Here is a 16,657-nt window from a genome sequence, read left to right as displayed (position 1 = left end):
GCACCTCCGCGAGGTGCCCGGCCCGTCCGCCGTCACAGCAGGCCGATGCGCCGGGCGACCCCCTCGGCGTCCTTCATCCGCTGGTGCGCGGCGGGCCCGATCCGGTGGAGCACCGCCGCGACGAGCGACTCGATCAGCGCGAACGTCGGCGTCAGGCTGTCGTACGGCGAGGTGGACGTGACGTGGCTGGTGAGGACGACGTCGGCGTGCGCCGCCGCCGGGGACAGCCACGGGTCGGTGAACACGACCACCTTGCCGCCGTTCTCCCGCGCCAGCTCCGCGACGACCGTCTTGTCCTCCTCGTAGCGCCGGTAGTCGAAGACCACGGTGACGTCACGCCGGCCCAACTGGGTCAGGTACGCGGTCCGTTCCACGTCGCGGTCGGGCAGGAAGGACACCTGGTCGCGGAACTGCATCAGGTGCAGTCCGAGGTACTGCGCCAGCAGGTGCGTGAACCGGCCGCCGGCCAGGTGCACGCGGCGCCGCTCGTCGCCGAGCAACTCGACCGCGTGGCCGAAGTCGTGGGGCGACACCTCGCGGAACGTCCGCGACACCGCGTGGGTGACCGTGCTCAACTCCCGGTCGAGCAGTGGCCCTTCCTCCGGCCCGCCGGAGGCGTCGGCGGTTCCCTCCGGACCGGGCGCGGCCGTGGCGCTCTCGTACAGGGTGATCGGTGAGGCGTTGCGTTCGTCGAGCTCCGCGCGCAGGGCGGCCTGGAGGTCGGGGAAGCCGCGGTAGCCCAGCCGGGTGGCGCACCGCAGCACGGTCGGCGTCGACACCGCCGCACGCTCGGCGATCGTGGCGACGGTCTCGAACACGGCCGCGGGGTACCCGGCGAGCAGGACCCGGGCGACCTTGCGCTCGGCGGGGCTGAGTTCGCCGAGCCGGGCGCGGATCTCGTCGGCCAGCGTGCCGCTCATGCCGCACGCCCCGGGCGGAACGCCTGGGCGGGGGGCCGCCGGTCGGCGGCGCGCCGGTACAGGAAGTGGTTGCTCACGGTGCGAATGTATCGCCTGTTACGCCCTCGGCGACAGCCGCCCCCGGTCTCCCGCGGGCGGCCCGCCCAACCACTCCCGTAAGCACCGGCACCCGGACCGCGCCCGCCCGCCACCGCTCGCCCCCGCTCACGCTCACGCGGGGAAGGCCACCAGCGCGATGGGCGCGGACGTCGGACGGTCCGATCCGCCGGCCGGTTCCACCGTGATGCCCAGGCCCGACGCCGCCACCACGTCACCGCGCAGCAGCACCGCCTCGCTCTCGCGCTCGGGGTCCATCAGGCCGGCGGGACGCATGGTGCCGTGGTCGTTCAGCCAGAGCTGGTACACCTTGCCACCGGGCGGCCGGTCCATCCCGGTGGCGACGAACACCGCCCGGTCCAGACGGCGCGAGACGACGAGCGTGCCGTCGGCGCCCGAGTCGAACCGGGTCCTGGCCGTACGGGCGTCCGGCGCGGACAGGACGGCGCTGATGTCGTCCACCCGCTGTTCGGCCCGCCGGGCCGCGACGTGCGCCGCTTCGGCCCGGTCGTGCTGCCACACGGCCACCCCGCCCAGGCCCACGGCGCCCGCGAGGCAGGCCGCGAGCGCCCACCGCGCGGCGCGCCGCCTGCGCGGGGTGCCCCGCCACCGGGCGGGTACGGCCGCCGCCCCGCCGGGGGGCTCCTGCCGCACGGTCGTGACGCGGCGCAGCACCTGTTCGCGCAGGACGGCGCGGGGTGTGTCGACCGCGGCCAGGCCGAGCCGGGCGGCCGTGGCGGAGAACCCGGCGACCTCCTGCGCGCAGGAGTCGCAGTGGTCGAGGTGCCGCCGGAAAGCGGTCCGCTCGTCCTCGTCGAGCGCGTGCAGCGCGTACGCGCCGGTCAGCGCGTGCAGGTCGTCGCGCGTGGTCATGCGGTCACCCCCAGGCAGTCGCGCAGCCGGATCAGTCCGTCGCGCAGGCGGGTCTTCACGGTGCCCAGCGGCAGGCCCAGCGCCTCGGCGACCTGGCGGTAGGTCAGCCCGCGGTAGTAGGCCAGCGTCACGGCCTGGTGCTGCAACTCCGTCAGCGTCCGCAGGCAGCGGCGCACCTGCTCCCGCTCCAGACGGGTCTGCACCTGCTCGGTCACCTCGTCGTACTCCGGCAGCTGATCGAGCAGGGCCGCCCTGTGCTCCCGTACCGCCGAGGCCTCCACGGACCGCACCCGGTCCACCGCGCGCCGGTGGGCGAGGGTGAGGATCCAGTTGATCGCCGTACCCCGGTCCGACCGGTAGCGGGGCGCCGTGCGCCACACCTCCACCAGGACCTCCTGCATCACTTCCTCCGACTGCGCCCGGTCCCGCAGCACGCTGCGCACCACGCCGAGGACGGGGCCCGCGGCCACGTCGTACACCGCCGCGAACGCCTCCTGGTCGCCGAGGGCCACCCGGCCGACCAGTTCTTCCAGGTCCGGCTCGGCGACGGGTTTCCTGCCGATGAAGACCGGCTCTTTCACGAGGCTCCTCCCGTGGGGGTTGCGCGATGGTCCGGTGGAATCCGGAGCCGGACGGCCGGCGGATTGGTCCCGCGTTCCGCGGATCGCTCCGGCGTCCCGCGGTTCTCTTGGCCGGACCGGCCCCTGGCGGATGCAGGCGGGAGCCCGGGAGGGCACAACGGTGTGGGGCGGGAGCCCGGGAGGGCGTACGGCGAGATGCCGCCGTCGGCCCGGTCAGGGCTCCAGGCCGCCCTGTTCGCAGACCTGCCGGGCCACTTCGCGCAGCTTGACGTTCCGCTCCTGGGAGTAGCGCCGCAGCACGTCGAACGCCTGGCTCTCGGAGAGCCGGTGACCGCCCATGAGGATGCCCATCGCCTCGCCGATGGTGTGCCGGGTGGCGATGGCCTCGCCCAGCTGCGCGTGGGTACGGGCGGACGACAGGGCCACGGCCGCGTGCGAGGCCAGCAGCCACCCCGCCGTCTCGCTGTCCCGGGTGAACGCGCCCGCCCGGCGGGCGTAGAGGTTCATCGCCCCGAGCTCCTCGTCCTCGGTGTACAGCAGGAAGCCCATCATGCTGCCCACGCCCAGCGCACGCGCCGGGGGAGCGTAGGCCGGCCAGCGCTGTTCCTGCGCGGTGAGGTCCGCGATGCGGAACACGTTCTTGGTGCGGCTGCGCGCCGCGTCGAAGCAGGGGCCCTCCCGCAGGCGCTCCTGGAGCCGGTCGCTGTCGACGACCAGCTGGTCGGTGGGTGCGAGGGTCTCCACGGTCGCCCCGTGCAGGATCAGCACGCCGGCCGCGTCACACCCCTCCACCAGCTCGGTCGCGGACCGGGTGATGCGCTCCAGTGTGGCGTCGACCGAGTCCTGTGCCAGGAGATCACGCGCCATCGTCGCCATCTGCTCGGCGAATCCCCGCCAGTCCACTGCGCCTCCCGCGCCTCCTCAGGACCCGTCGGTCCTCTCCGGGCACATCTACCCGCTCCGTCCATGACCGCTCATCCCGCCGTGCGACCGGGTGCGGCCTCCGCCGTCAGCTCCTGGTTCAAGGTGTGCAGGAAGTCGGCGACCGTGGCCAGCTGCGCGGGCGTGAACCGCTGCATCGCGGCCTCCGTGCTGCGGGCCAGCGGGCTGAAGTACTGACGGGCGAGCGCGCGCGCACCGGGGTTGTACACCAGGTGCACGACCCGGCGGTCGGCGCTGTCCCGGGTCCGGCTGATGTGCCCGGCCCGCTCCAGCCGGTCCAGGCAGGCGGTCACCGCGCCGGAGGTGAGGTTCAGGCGTTCGGCCAGCCGCGACGGGGTCATCGGACGGCCCTCCAGGGCGGTGGAGTCGAGGATGGCAGCCAGCGCGTGGACGTCGGTGGCGTGCAGGTCGTGGCGCTGCGCGAACGCGTGGGCGTGCCGGTTGAACTCGCTGTTCAGGGTGCGCAGCAGGACGGCGTAGGTCTGCAGGTCGGGAGCGCCTTCGGGAGCGCTTGCGGAGGCACCTACGGAAGCGCCTACGGAAGCGCTGCTCTCGTCGGTGGCGCTCTCGTCGGCGGTGGCGGGACGGCCGTCCCGGCTGCTGCGTTCCATACCCCCCAGGATACGATCACTCAATGGTTGAGATACTTTTCCACTGAGATACTTCACGTTTGAGTCGCCTCGTCGGAGGCACCCTTCCGTCGACGTCTCCCTCACGCCTGTTGGGAAGTGCATGAACGCCCTGCGCCGACCGGTCCGCCGGCTGGTCCCCCTCGTCCTCGCCCTCGTGTGGCTCGGCCTGGGCGGAGCCTTCGGCTCCTACGCGGGCAAGCTCGGCGAGGTCGCCACCAACGACCAGGCGGCGTTCCTGCCGCGCAACGCCCAGTCCACCCGGGTCATCGAGGAGCAGAAGGCGTTCCACCAGCAGGAGACGCTGCCCGCGGTCGTCCTGTGGACCGCGCGGGACGGCGGGGAGGTCGACGCCGCCCAGCAGGCCGACGCCACCCGGCGGCTGGCCTCCCTGGCCGACGCCGACGGCGTCGCGGGCAGGCCCTCGCCCGCGCTGCGCTCACAGGACGGCCAGGCGCTGCAGGGCGTCGTCCCGCTCAGCCCCACCCTGGGGGAGCGGCTGCCCGAGGTGCTCGACCAGGTCCGGGCGACCGCGGGCCAGGTCCCCGGCGCCCGGGTGCAGATCGCCGGGCCCGCGGCCACTCAGGGCGACCTCGGCGACGCCTTCGCCGGCATCGACGGCATCCTCCTCGGCGTGGCGCTGGCCGCCGTGCTGGTCATCCTGGTGGCGGTCTACCGGAGCGTGCTGCTGCCGTTCCTGATCATCGTCAGCGCCGTCTTCGCGCTCGGCGTGGCCTGCGCCCTCGTCTACGTCCTCGCCGACCACGACGTCGTACGCGTCGACGGGCAGGTCCAGGGCATCCTGTCCATCCTGGTCATCGGCGCGGCCACCGACTACGCGTTGCTGCTGACGGCGCGCTTCCGCGAGGAACTGGCGCACCGGGACGACAAGGCGGCCGCCGCCCTCGCCGCCCTGCGCGGGTCCCTCGGCGCGATCACCGCCAGCGCCGCGACCGTCGCCCTGGGCCTGCTGGCCCTGCTGATCAGCGACCTGACCAACAACCGCGCGCTGGGCCCGGTCGGCGCCATCGGGATCGTGTGCGCGGTGCTCACCACGCTGACGTTCCTGCCCGCCGTGCTCGCCCTGGTGGGCCGGGCCGCTTTCTGGCCGGCCAAGCCGCGGTCGGCCGACGCGGCAACCGGCGGCCACGGCATCTGGCGACGGGTCGCGCACCGGGTCGACACGAACCCCCGGCGGCTGTGGCTGGGCACGACGGCCCTGCTGGTGGGCGCGGCCGCCTTCTTCCCCACCCTGGAGTCCAAGGGCGTGCCCCTGGACGAGCTGTTCATCAACGACGCCCCCTCCGTCGCCGCGCAGCAGGCCCTCGGCCGGCACTTCCCCGGCGGCTCCGGCCAGCCGGCCGTCATCATCGCCGACGCGTCGAAGCGGGCGCAGGTGGAACGGGCCGCCGCCGGCACCCGGGGCGTGGCGGACGTCCGCGCGGTGACCGCGTCCGGCGCCCCCGGTGGGGCAGCGCTGGTGGTCGACGGCCGGGTCCGCCTCGACGCGACCCTCACGGCGGCGCCGGACAGCGGTGCGGCCAAGGACGCCGTGCGCCGGCTGCGGGACCGGCTCGACGCCCTCGACGCCGGTGCCCTGGTCGGCGGTTACACCGCCCAGCAGTACGACACCCAGCGCACCGCGGCGCACGACCGCACGCTCATCATCCCCGTCGTCCTCGCGATCATCCTGGTCATCCTGGTGCTGCTGCTGCGTTCCCTGCTGCTGCCGGTGCTGCTGGTGGCGACCGTGGCCCTCAACTACCTGGCGACGCTGGGGATCGCGAGCCTGGTCTTCACGCACGGCTTCGGCTTCTCCGGCACGGACGCCTCCGTCCCGCTGTACGGGTTCGTCTTCCTGGTGGCCCTCGGCGTCGACTACAACATCTTCCTGATGTCCCGGGTCCGGGAGGAGACGCTGCGCCACGGCACCCGGCAGGGCGTGCTCCGCGGACTGATCGCCACCGGAGGGGTGATCACCTCGGCCGGCGTCGTCCTGGCGGCGACCTTCGCGGCCCTCATCGTCATCCCGCTCGCGTTCCTCGCGCAGATCGCCTTCATCGTGGCCTTCGGCGTGCTGCTGGACACCATCGTGGTCCGCTCGCTCCTTGTGCCGGCCCTCGTCCGGGACGTCGACCGCACGGTCTGGTGGCCGAGCCGCCTGGCCCGGGAGGCGAAGGAGCAGGACTAGGCCGGACACGAGCGGGGGCGCTCCGTTCCGTCCCGCGACGGGGACGGGGCACCCCCCGCTCGACCCCCGCACCATGCTTTGCGTACCGGTGTATTGACTGCCCGTCACGGTGTCCCTAGGGTCCTGGACGAATTCACGAACAGTGTTCGGTATATCGACCGCACGACCGTACCGAACCGGCCGTGGATGCCGTGTATGTCATGCGCATGACTAAGCGGAGAACGGACTCCATCCCCCCGATCCCCAGGAGACCGCCCATGTCGGTGACAACGTCCCGCACCTGGCGGGACAGGCCGCTCGTCCTGCTCGCCCTCGCACTGGCCCTGGTCAGTGCCGTGTTCGCCGCCCAGACCTCCGCGAGCACCAGAGCCGCGGCCGCCGGCTCGCAGCCCTGCGACCTGTACGCCGCGGGCGGCACCCCCTGCGTCGCCGCGCACAGCACCACCCGTGCCCTGTACTCCGCCTACAACGGCCGCCTGTACCAGGTGAGACGCGCCTCCGACGGCGCCACCCGGGACATCGGCGTGCTCAGCGCGGGCGGCTACGCCGACGCCGCCGCACAGGACGTGTTCTGCGCCGGCACCAGCTGTCTGATCACCGTCCTCTACGACCAGTCCGGCCGCGGCAACCACCTCACCCAGGCCCCGCCCGGAGGCTTCCAGGGCCCGGCCGCCGGAGGCTACGACAACCTCGCCGAGGCCTCCGCCGCACCCGTCACGGTGGGCGGCCACAAGGCGTACGGCGTCTTCGTCGCGCCCGGCACCGGCTACCGCGACAACAGCACCAACGGCATTGCGACCGGCGACCAGCCCGAGGGCATGTACGCCGTCCTCGACGGCACCCACTACAACGGCGGCTGCTGCTTCGACTACGGCAACGCCGAGACCAACAGCCGCGACAACGGCAACGGCACCATGGAGACCATCTACTTCGGCAACAGCAGGACCTGGGGCTACGGCTCGGGCAACGGTCCCTGGGTCATGGCCGACCTCGAGAACGGCCTCTTCTCCGGCGTCAACCGCGGCTACAACGCGGGCAACCCCAGCGTCGGCCACCGCTTCCTGACCGCCGCCGTCAAGGGCGGCCCGAACCACTGGGCCATCCGCTCGGGCAACGCCCAGTCGGGAGGCCTCGCCACCGCCTACGACGGGCCGCGCCCCAACGCCACCGGCTACAACCCGATGAAGAAGGAAGGGGCGATCATCCTCGGCATCGGCGGCGACAACAGCAACGGATCGGCCGGCACCTTCTACGAGGGCGTCCTGACGTCGGGCTTCCCCTCCGACGCCACCGAGAACGCGGTCCAGTCCAACATCAACGCGGCCGGCTACGCCCCGTCCGCCGTGGCGGGCGCGCCCACCGTCGGCTCCCGCGTCTCCCTGCGGGCCACCACCTCCTGCTGCACTGCCGACTACCTGCGGCACAACACCGCCGACAGCAACGCCGTCATCGCGGCGACGTCCTCGTCCAGCCCGGCCGCCGACCGGGCCGCCGCCACCTGGACCGTGCGCGCGGGCCTGGGCGACGCCTCCTGCGTGTCGTTCGAGTCCGCCGACAAGCCGGGCCAGTACCTGCGCCACTACGACTTCCGGCTGCGGGTCGACACCGTGGACACCACGCTCGCCCGGCTGGACGCCACCTTCTGCCCGCAGGCCGCCCACAACGGCCAGGGCGTCTCGCTGGGGTCGGCCAACTACCCCGCCGACTTCGTCCGCCACTACACCTACGCCGCCTACGTGGCCTCCGACGGCGGCACCCACGCCTGGGACAGCGCCACCGCCTGGGCCGACGACACGAGCTGGGTCGTGACCTCCCCCCTGGCCTGACCCGTCGGTCCTGACCCATCGGCCCAGACGGTTCAGCCTTGGACGTGAAGACGGCCGTGCCGCACCTCCCGTGCGGCACGGCCGTCGCCGGTCAGCGCCAGCCGAGTCCCGGCGCCACGTGCGTCAGGATGCTGCCGATCACGTGCGCGTTGTACTCGACGCCCAGCTGGTTCGGCACGGTGAGCAACAGGGTGTCGGCTGCGGCGATCGCCTCGTCCCGGGCCAGCTGCTCGACGAGCACGTCGGGCTCGGCGGCGTAGGACCGGCCGAAGACGGCGCGGGTGGTCGGGTCGATGTAGCCGATCTGGTCCTCGGAGTTCCGCTCCCGCCCGAAGTAGGCGCGGTCCCGGTCGTCGACGAGGGCGAAGATGCTGCGGCTGACCGACACGCGCGGCTCACGGGCGTGGCCCGCGGCCCGCCAGGCCTCCCGGTACGCCTCGATCTGCTTGCGCTGCTGGACGTGCAGCGGCTCGCCGCTCTCGTCGTCCTTGAGCGTCGAGCTCTGCAGGTTCATCCCCAGCCCGGCCGCCCACACCGCGGTCGCGTTGGAGCTGGACCCCCACCAGATCCGCTCCCGCAGGCCCTCGGAGTACGGCTCCAGGCGCAGTGGCCCCGGCGGGTTGGCGAACATGGGGCTCGGGTGCGGCTCCGCGATCCCCTCGCCCTTCAGCACCTCCAGCAGCCGCTCGGCGTGCGCCCGGGCCAGGTCGGCGTCGGTGCCGCCCTCCGGCGGCCGGTGGCCGAAGTGCCGCCAGCCGTCGAGCGCCTGCTCGGGGGAGCCCCGGCTGATGCCCAGCTGCAGGCGGCCGCCGGAGATCAGGTCCGCGGCCCCCGCGTCCTCGGCCATGTACAGGGGGTTCTCGTAGCGCATGTCGATCACCCCCGTGCCGATCTCGATGCGCTCGGTGCGGGCACCGATCGCCGCGAGCAGGGGGAACGGGGAGGCGTGCTGCCGCGCGAAGTGGTGGACCCGGAAGTAGGCGCCGTCGGCCCCCAGCTCCTCCGCCGCCACCGCCAGGTCGATCGCCTGGAGCAGCGAGTCCGCCGCGGAGCGGGTCTGCGAGTGCGGAGAGGGCGTCCAGTGCCCGAAGGACAGGAACCCGATCTTTTTCATGCTTGCTACAACCACCGTGCGCGCCGTTCATTCCGGGTGCGCGGGTCACCCGACCGGCTGACCCGCGCGGCGCGACCGGGCGCCGCCGCGCACGGTGGACACGGACGGACGCGCGAGCGGACCCGCGCCCGACGGCCGCGAGGAGAGGGGACGGTCACGGTGGCGAACGACCTCACCGGTGCCGGCAGAGCGGACGACACCGCCGCGCACTGGCTGTTCGGCGACCAGCTCGGTCCCCGTTTCCTCACCCCGGACGAGGACGGCCCCGCGCACGGCACCCCCGTGGTGATGATCGAGGCCCGCTCGGTGCTGCGCCGGCGCCGTTTCCACCGGGCCAAGGCCCACCTGGTGCTGTCCGCGATGCGGCACCGGGCCGCCGAGCTGGGCGACCGGGTGCGCTACGTCCGCGCCGAGACCTACCGGGAGGGCCTGCGCGAGGCCGTCGGCGGGGCCCCCGTCACCGTGCGCCACCCCACCTCCTGGGCCGCGCTGCGCCTGGTCCGCTCGCTGGAGCAGGTGCGGGTGCTGCCGGCCCGCGGGTTCCTGATGCCGCAGGACGCCTTCCGCGCCTGGGCGGACGAGCACACCGGCCGACTGCGGCAGGAGGACTTCTACCACTGGGTGCGCCGCGCCCACGACCTCCTCATGGACGGCGGCGCCCCGGCCGGCGGCCGGTTCAACCACGACCACGACAACCGCGAGCCCCCGCCGAAGGGCGCCCGCACCCTCGGCGCGCCCCGCCCCTACCGGCCGCGCGAGGACGACGTCGACGCGGAGGTCCGCGCCGACCTCGACCGCCTCGAACGCGACCACGGCGTCCGGTTCGTCGGCCGCGACGGGCCCCGGCTCTTCCCCGCCACCCGGCGCGAGGCGCTCGCCGCCCTGCGGCGCTTCATCGACCACCGGCTCGCCGGGTTCGGCCCGCACGAGGACGCCGTGCTCGCCGCCGACCCCGTGATGAGCCACAGCCTGCTGTCGTCCTCCCTCAACCTCGGCCTGCTCGACCCGCTGGAGGTCGTCACCGCCGCCGAGGAGGCCTGGCGGGCCGGGAACGCCCCGGTGAACAGCGTCGAGGGGTTCGTCCGGCAGGTCGCCGGCTGGCGCGAGTACGTGTGGCAGCTCTACTGGTACTTCGGCGACGACTACCGCCGGCGCAACGCCCTCGGCCACCACGCCCCGCTGCCCCCGTGGTTCCTGGAACTCGACGCCGACGCGGTCACCGCCCGCTGCCTCGCCACCGTCCTCGCCCAGGTGCGCGACACCGGCTGGACGCACCACATCCCGCGCCTGATGGTGCTCGGCAGCCACGCCCTCCAGCGCGGCTGGGACCCGCGGGCGGTCACCGACTGGTTCCACCGCTGCTTCGTCGACGGCTACGACTGGGTCATGCTGCCCAACGTCACCGGCATGTCCCAGTACGCCGACGGCGGCCTGATGACGACCAAGCCGTACACCTCGGGCGGGGCGTACATCCACCGCATGAGCGACCTGTGCGGGGGCTGCGCCTACCGGCCGGGCGACCGCGTCGGCGACCGGGCCTGTCCCTTCACCACCGGGTACTGGGCCTTCAGCCACCGCCACCGCGCCCTGCTCGCCGGGAACCGGCGCACCTCCCGGGCGGTGCAGGGCCTGGACCGGCTCGGCGATCTGGAGGAGGTGCTGGAGACCGACCGGCGCTGGGACGAGCGGCCACCGTGACCCCGGCTCCCGCAGGCGCGGCCGAGGCAGACGTCCTTACCCTGGGAGTGACCCGGGCGGACACCGTCCGTCCCCCCACGGAGGAGGCCCGGACATGTGCCGCTGGATCGCCTACTCGGGTACGCCCATCTTCCTCAGCAGGGTCCTGTTCGACACCCAGCACAGCCTGATCGACCAGAGCCTGCACTCGCGCCTCGGGGTGGAGACGACCAACGGCGATGGCTTCGGGATCGGCTGGTACGTGCCCGACCTGGACACGCCCGCCGTCCTGCGCGACACCGGCCCGGCGTGGAGCGACCGCAACCTCCACGACGTGGCGCACCACGTCCGCTCGGGCATGTTCTTCGCCCACATCAGGGCCACCACCGGAACGGCGGTGCAGCAGACGAACTGCCACCCGTTCCGCAAGGACCGCTGGCTGTGGATGCACAACGGCGCGATCAGCGAGTACGGCCTGCTCCGGCGCGACCTGGCGCTGGCCGTCGACCCCGCCCTCTACGCCGAGATCGAGGGGTCCACCGACTCGGAGCTGATGTTCTACCTGGCCCTCACCTTCGGGCTCGACGACGATCCGCCCACGGCCGTGGCCCGGATGGCCGGGCTCGTGGAGGAGACCGGCCGCCGGCACGGCGTCCGCAACCCCCTCCAGATGACCGTCGCGGTCGCCGACGGCGTACGCCTGTGGGTCTTCCGCTACTCCAGCGAACGCGCCTCCCGGTCCCTGTTCGTCAGCGCCGAGGTGGACGCCCTGCGGGCGCTGCACCCGGACGTCTCCTTCCTCCAGCAGGTCGCGGAGGACACCCGGCTGGTGGTGTCCGAGCCGCTGGGCGACCTGCCGGGCGCCTGGAAGGAGGTCCCGGAGAGCAGCTACGGCGTCATCCAGCCGGGCCTGGACGTCTTCGAGGCCTTCCAGCCCCGGTGACGGAGCAGCGGGAGCGTGACCACCGTCCGTCTTGCAACGCGCTTGCGTTCGACCGACCCAGGAGTCGCGGCAGACACGTAAACTGTTTGCGCTTCTTGCGCTAGCCTTGCAGGCATGACGCGACGACTTGCTCAGGTGGCCAAGAAGGTGGGGGTCAGCGAGGCCACGGTGAGCCGTGTCCTCAACGGGAAGCCCGGTGTCTCCGAGGCGACACGGCAGGCCGTGCTGACGGCGCTGGACGTCCTCGGCTACGAGCGGCCGACGCAGCTGCGCGGCGAACGCGCCCGGCTGGTCGGCCTGGTGCTGCCCGAGCTGCAGAACCCCATCTTCCCGGCGTTCGCCGAAGTCATCGGGGGCGCCCTGGCGCAGCAGGGCCTGACGCCGGTGCTGTGCACGCAGACCCAGGGCGGGGTCTCCGAGGCCGACTACGTCGAACTCCTGCTGCAGCAGCAGGTCTCCGGCGTGGTGTTCGCCGGCGGTCTCTTCGCGCAGGCCGACGCGCCGCACGAGCACTACCGGCAGCTCGCCGAGCGCAACATCCCCGTCGTCCTGATCAACGCCTCCATCGAGGGGCTGGACTTCCCGTGCGTCTCCTGCGACGACGCGGTCGCCGTGGAGCAGGCCTGGCGCCACCTGGCCTCCCTCGGCCACGAGCGGATCGGCCTGGTCCTCGGCCCCGTCGACCACGTGCCCTCGGGCCGCAAGCTGCAGGCCGCCCGGGCCGTGGTCCAGGCGGCCGGGGGCGCGCTGCCGGACGACTTCGTGGTCCGCTCGATCTTCTCGCTCGAAGGCGGACAGGCGGCCGCCGCGCGCCTGCTGGAGCGCGGCGTGACCGGCATCGTGTGCGCGAGCGACCCCCTGGCCCTGGGCGCCATCAGGGCGGTGCGCCGCCGCGGACTGTCCGTGCCGGGGGACGTCTCGGTCGTCGGCTTCGACGACTCCGCCTTCATGAGCTGCACCGAGCCGCCCCTGTCGACCGTCCGCCAGCCCATCGAGGCGATGGGGCGGGCCGTGGTGGAGCTGCTGTGCGCACAGATCCAGGGCACCCAGGCCCACCCCGGCGAGCTGCTGTTCGAGCCGGAACTGGTGGTCCGCGGCTCGACCGCGCAGGCCCCCGTGAGCTGACCCCACACCCGTCGCACCGGTCGGCGCCGGCACCTGGAACCTTTCCCGGGTGCCGGCGCCGACTGCGTTTCCAGGCAGCCGCCGTCCCGGGCCCCGCGGCGGCCGTGTGCACCCGCGCCCCCCAACGGCCCGTGCTGTGACGGCCGTTGACAAAGTCTTCATCTGCTAGAAACCTGTCTCGTCAGCGGCGCAAATATTTGACGAATTCACTCAAAACCTCATTCATGCGTCGCAGTCCACCACTGGTCATGCACCGCGGCCGGATCACGGAGAGGCCATGATGAGAGGGAGACACGCGCGCCTACGGACGACCGTCGGCGCCCTGATCGCAGCACTGCTCGCCCTCGCGCTGCTGCCCGCCGGCGCGTACGCCGCCCCCGCGGGCGCGACCGCCGAGGTGAACCTGGCCCTGGGCAAGCGGGCGAGCGCGAGCGGCGCGCACGACGGCTACCCGGCGGGCCAGGTCACCGACGGGACCCAGCAGTCGTACTGGGAGGGCCCCGCCGGGTCGTACCCCGCCTGGGTGCAGGTGGACCTGGGCAGTTCCGTCCGCGTCGACCGGGTGGTGCTGAAGCTGCCCGCGGCCTGGGAGGCGCGCACCCAGACGCTCGCCGTGCTGGGCAGCACCGACGGCAGCGCGTTCACCCCGTTCGCCGCCTCCGCCGCCCGCGCCTTCACTCCTGCGCAAGCCAACACGGTCGGCATCGACGCCGGAGCCGCCACCGCCCGCTACGTCCGCGTCCAGGTGAGCGCCAACACCGGCTGGAACGCCGCCCAGTTGTCCGAACTGGAGGTGTACGGGCAGGGGCAGGACCCGACCGACCCACCGCCGGCCACCGGCTCGAACCTGGCGCGCGGCAAGCCGGTCGAGGCCACCTCGACCACCCAGACCTACGTCGCGGCCAACGCCGTCGACGACACCACCGGCACCTACTGGGAGTCGTCGGGATTCCCGTCCGGTCTGACCGTGAAGCTCGGCGCGAACGCCGATCTCCAGGCGGTCGTGGTCAAGCTCGACCCCGACCCGGCCTGGGGACCGCGCACCCAGTCCTTCCAGGTCCTCGGGCGGGAGGAGTCGGCGACCGACTTCGTCCAGCTCAAGGCCCGCGCCGACTACGCCTTCAGCCCGTCCGCCGGGCAGAACACCGTCACCGTCCCGGTCACCGGCCGCTACGCCGACGTCCGCCTCACCTTCTTCTCCAACACCGGCGCCCCCGGCGGGCAGGTCGCCGAGTTCCAGGTGGTCGGTACGGCGGCGCCCCACCCGGACCTCACCCTCACCGGCCTCGACTGGAGCCCGGCCGCGCCCACCGAGGCCGACCCGGTCACGGTGAACGCCACCGTGCGCAACGCCGGCACCGCACCCGCGCCCGCCACCACCGTCGACGTCAGCCTCGAAGGCACCGTCGCCGGTTCCGCCGCCGTCGGCCCGCTCGCGGCCGGCGCCTCGGCGACCGTTCCGGTGACCGTGGGCAAGCGGCCGACCGGGACCTACACCGTCTCCGCGGTGGTGGACCCGCGCGGCACCGTCCCCGAGCTGGACGACACCAACAACAGCCGGACCGCGGCGACGAAGCTGGTCGTCGCCCGGAGCCCGGGCCCCGACCTGACCGTCACCGGCATCTCCACCGACCCCACCGCCCCGGCCGCCGGTGCCACGGTGTCCTTCACCGTCACCGTCCACAACCGCGGCACGACCACCGCGCCCGCGGGCAGCGTCACCCGTCTCACCGCCGGCGGCACCACGCTCGACGGCACCACCGGCGCCGTCGCGGCGGGCGCGTCCGTCGCCGTCGCGGTCCCCGGCACCTGGACGGCCACCGACGGCGGGGTCACGCTCGCCGCCACGGCCGACGCCACCGACGTGGTCGAGGAGACGAACGAGGACAACAACACCTTCGCCCGCTCCCTCGTCGTCGGACGCGGCGCCGCTGTGCCGTACACGGAGTACGAGGCGGAGGACGGCCGCTACGACGGCACCCTGCTGAGCACGGACGCCAAGCGCACCTTCGGGCACACGAACTTCGCCACCGAGTCCTCCGGCCGCAGGTCGGTCCGGCTCACCTCGACCGGCCAGTACGTGGAGTTCACCTCCACCACGCCCGCCAACTCCGTGGTCGTGCGCAACTCGATCCCGGACGCGCCGGGCGGCGGGGGACAGGAGGCGACCCTCAGCCTGTACGCGGACGGGACGTTCGTGCGCAAGCTGACCCTTTCCTCCAAGCACAGCTGGCTCTACGGCAGCACCGACGACCCCGAGGGACTGACCAACCGGCCCGGCGGCGACGCCCGGCGGCTCTTCGACGAGTCCCACGCCCTGCTCAGCGACACCTACCCGGCCGGTACCCGGTTCCGCCTCCAGCGGGACGCCGGGGACGGCGCCGCGTACTACGTCGTCGACCTCGTCGACCTGGAGCAGGTGGCACCCCCGGCCGCCAAGCCCGCCGAGTGCGCCTCCATCACGGACTACGGCGCGGTGCCCAACGACGGCATCGACGACTCCGACGCCCTGCAGCGCGCGGTCACCGCGGACCAGAACGGGCAGGTCCCCTGCGTCTGGATCCCCGCCGGACAGTGGCGCCAGGAGAAGAAGATCCTCACCGACGACCCGCTCGACCGGGGCCAGTACAACCAGGTGGGTATCCGGGACGTCACCGTCCGCGGCGCCGGCATGTGGCACTCCCAGCTGTACTCGCTCATCCCGCCCCAGGACGCGGGCGGCATCAACCACCCGCACGAGGGCAACTTCGGCTTCGACATCGACGACAACACCAGGATCTCCGACATCGCGATCTTCGGGTCCGGCACCATCCGCGGCGGGGACGGCGGAGCCGAGGGCGGGGTCGCGCTGAACGGCCGGTTCGGCAGGAACACCCGGATCACCAACGTGTGGATCGAGCACGCCAACGTCGGCGCCTGGGTCGGCCGGGACTACTCCGACATCCCCGAGCTGTGGGGCCCCGGCGACGGCCTCGAGTTCAGCGGCGTCCGCATCCGCGACACCTACGCGGACGGCGTCAACTTCACCAACGGCACCCGCAACTCCACCGTGTACAACTCCTCGTTCCGCAACACCGGCGACGACGCGCTCGCCGTGTGGGCGAACAAGTACGTGAAGGACCCCGCCGTCGACGTCGGCCACGACAACCACTTCCGCAACAACACCGTCCAGCTGCCCTGGCGGGCCAACGGGATCGCCGTCTACGGCGGTCACGGCAACACGATCGAGAACAACCTGGTCTCCGACACCATGAACTACCCGGGGATCATGCTGGCCACCGACCACGACCCGCTGCCCTTCTCCGGTCAGACGCTCATCGCGAACAACGGCCTGTACCGCACGGGCGGCGCCTTCTGGGGCGAGGCGCAGGAGTTCGGCGCCATCACCCTGTTCGCCCAGGGGCAGGACATCCCGGGCGTCACGATCCGCGACACCGACATCCACGACTCCACGTACGACGGCATCCAGTTCAAGACGGGCGGCGGCGCCACCCCGGGCGTGCAGATCCGGGGCGTCACCATCGACAGGTCCCTGAACGGCTCCGGGATCCTCGCCATGGGCGGTGCGCGCGGCAGCGCGACGCTGACCGGCGTCACCATCACGAACTCCGCCCAGGGGGACGTGGTGGTCGAGCCCGGCTCGCAGTTCGTCATCGACCGAGGCTGACGACCGCGGCACCGGTACGGCGGTCCGCCCCGCGCGGTCCGCCGCACCGGCATGCCCCCACGCCCTCCGGGTG

At 73.1% G+C, this 16,657-nt stretch carries 12 protein-coding genes; 6 read left to right on the top strand and 6 right to left on the bottom strand.

What is annotated here, in order from left to right:
* Window positions 1-32: 32 nt before the first annotated feature.
* The 5 genes from AQJ30_RS24830 to AQJ30_RS24810 form a co-directional block, all read right to left on the bottom strand.
* Window positions 33-920, bottom strand: a complete 888-nt coding sequence (locus AQJ30_RS24830; protein ID WP_067238159.1) for a MurR/RpiR family transcriptional regulator — start codon at window positions 918-920, stop codon at window positions 33-35.
* Window positions 921-1,130: 210 nt separating this feature from the next.
* Window positions 1,131-1,889 (bottom strand): anti-sigma factor, encoded by a 759-nt coding sequence (locus AQJ30_RS24825; RefSeq protein ID WP_067238157.1) that lies wholly within the window; start codon window positions 1,887-1,889, stop codon window positions 1,131-1,133.
* Window positions 1,886-2,470, bottom strand: coding sequence for a sigma-70 family RNA polymerase sigma factor (locus AQJ30_RS24820; RefSeq protein WP_067238155.1), 585 nt, complete (start codon window positions 2,468-2,470; stop codon window positions 1,886-1,888). The genes AQJ30_RS24825 and AQJ30_RS24820 overlap by 4 nt, the downstream gene beginning before the upstream one ends.
* 213 nt (window positions 2,471-2,683) lie before the next feature.
* Complete coding sequence (locus AQJ30_RS24815) at window positions 2,684-3,373, bottom strand: GAF and ANTAR domain-containing protein (RefSeq protein ID WP_245727092.1); 690 nt, start codon at window positions 3,371-3,373, stop codon at window positions 2,684-2,686.
* A 71-nt stretch (window positions 3,374-3,444) separates the two neighbouring features.
* A complete protein-coding gene (locus tag AQJ30_RS24810) occupies window positions 3,445-4,023 on the bottom strand; it encodes a MarR family winged helix-turn-helix transcriptional regulator (RefSeq protein ID WP_079084278.1) in 579 nt (192 codons plus the stop codon).
* Between the two features lie 121 nt (window positions 4,024-4,144).
* Between AQJ30_RS24810 and AQJ30_RS24805 the strand changes: the two genes are divergently transcribed.
* Both AQJ30_RS24805 and AQJ30_RS24800 read left to right on the top strand, forming a co-directional pair.
* A complete protein-coding gene (locus AQJ30_RS24805; RefSeq protein WP_067238152.1) occupies window positions 4,145-6,232 on the top strand; it encodes an MMPL family transporter in 2,088 nt (695 codons plus the stop codon).
* 257 nt (window positions 6,233-6,489) lie between these two features.
* Window positions 6,490-8,058, top strand: a complete 1,569-nt coding sequence (locus AQJ30_RS24800) for an alpha-L-arabinofuranosidase B (protein ID WP_067238149.1) — start codon at window positions 6,490-6,492, stop codon at window positions 8,056-8,058.
* Between the two features lie 91 nt (window positions 8,059-8,149).
* Here the strand turns inward: AQJ30_RS24800 and AQJ30_RS24795 are convergent, their stop codons facing one another.
* Window positions 8,150-9,172 carry an LLM class flavin-dependent oxidoreductase gene (locus tag AQJ30_RS24795; RefSeq protein ID WP_067238146.1) on the bottom strand — a complete coding sequence of 341 codons (1,023 nt, stop codon included), beginning with the start codon at window positions 9,170-9,172 and terminating at the stop codon, window positions 8,150-8,152.
* 159 nt (window positions 9,173-9,331) lie between these two features.
* On the opposite strand from AQJ30_RS24795, the gene AQJ30_RS24790 reads away from it, so the two are divergent.
* From AQJ30_RS24790 to AQJ30_RS24775, 4 genes are all read left to right on the top strand, one after another.
* Window positions 9,332-10,870, top strand: a complete 1,539-nt coding sequence (locus AQJ30_RS24790) for a cryptochrome/photolyase family protein (protein ID WP_067238143.1) — start codon at window positions 9,332-9,334, stop codon at window positions 10,868-10,870.
* A gap of 94 nt (window positions 10,871-10,964) precedes the next feature.
* On the top strand, window positions 10,965-11,792 hold the full coding sequence (locus tag AQJ30_RS24785) for a class II glutamine amidotransferase (RefSeq protein WP_067238140.1): 828 nt from the start codon (window positions 10,965-10,967) through the stop codon (window positions 11,790-11,792).
* Between the two features lie 114 nt (window positions 11,793-11,906).
* Complete coding sequence (locus tag AQJ30_RS24780) at window positions 11,907-12,917, top strand: LacI family DNA-binding transcriptional regulator (RefSeq protein WP_067238137.1); 1,011 nt, start codon at window positions 11,907-11,909, stop codon at window positions 12,915-12,917.
* A 280-nt stretch (window positions 12,918-13,197) separates the two neighbouring features.
* On the top strand, window positions 13,198-16,584 hold the full coding sequence (locus tag AQJ30_RS24775; protein ID WP_067238635.1) for a CARDB domain-containing protein: 3,387 nt from the start codon (window positions 13,198-13,200) through the stop codon (window positions 16,582-16,584).
* Window positions 16,585-16,657: the final 73 nt, after the last annotated feature.

Origin of the sequence: Streptomyces longwoodensis, assembly GCF_001514125.1 — a bacterium.
GTDB classification, from domain to species: Bacteria; Actinomycetota; Actinomycetes; order Streptomycetales; family Streptomycetaceae; genus Streptomyces; species Streptomyces longwoodensis.
The sequence above is the reverse complement of the archived record's forward strand: the minus strand, read 5'-3'. Positions and strand labels throughout refer to the sequence as shown.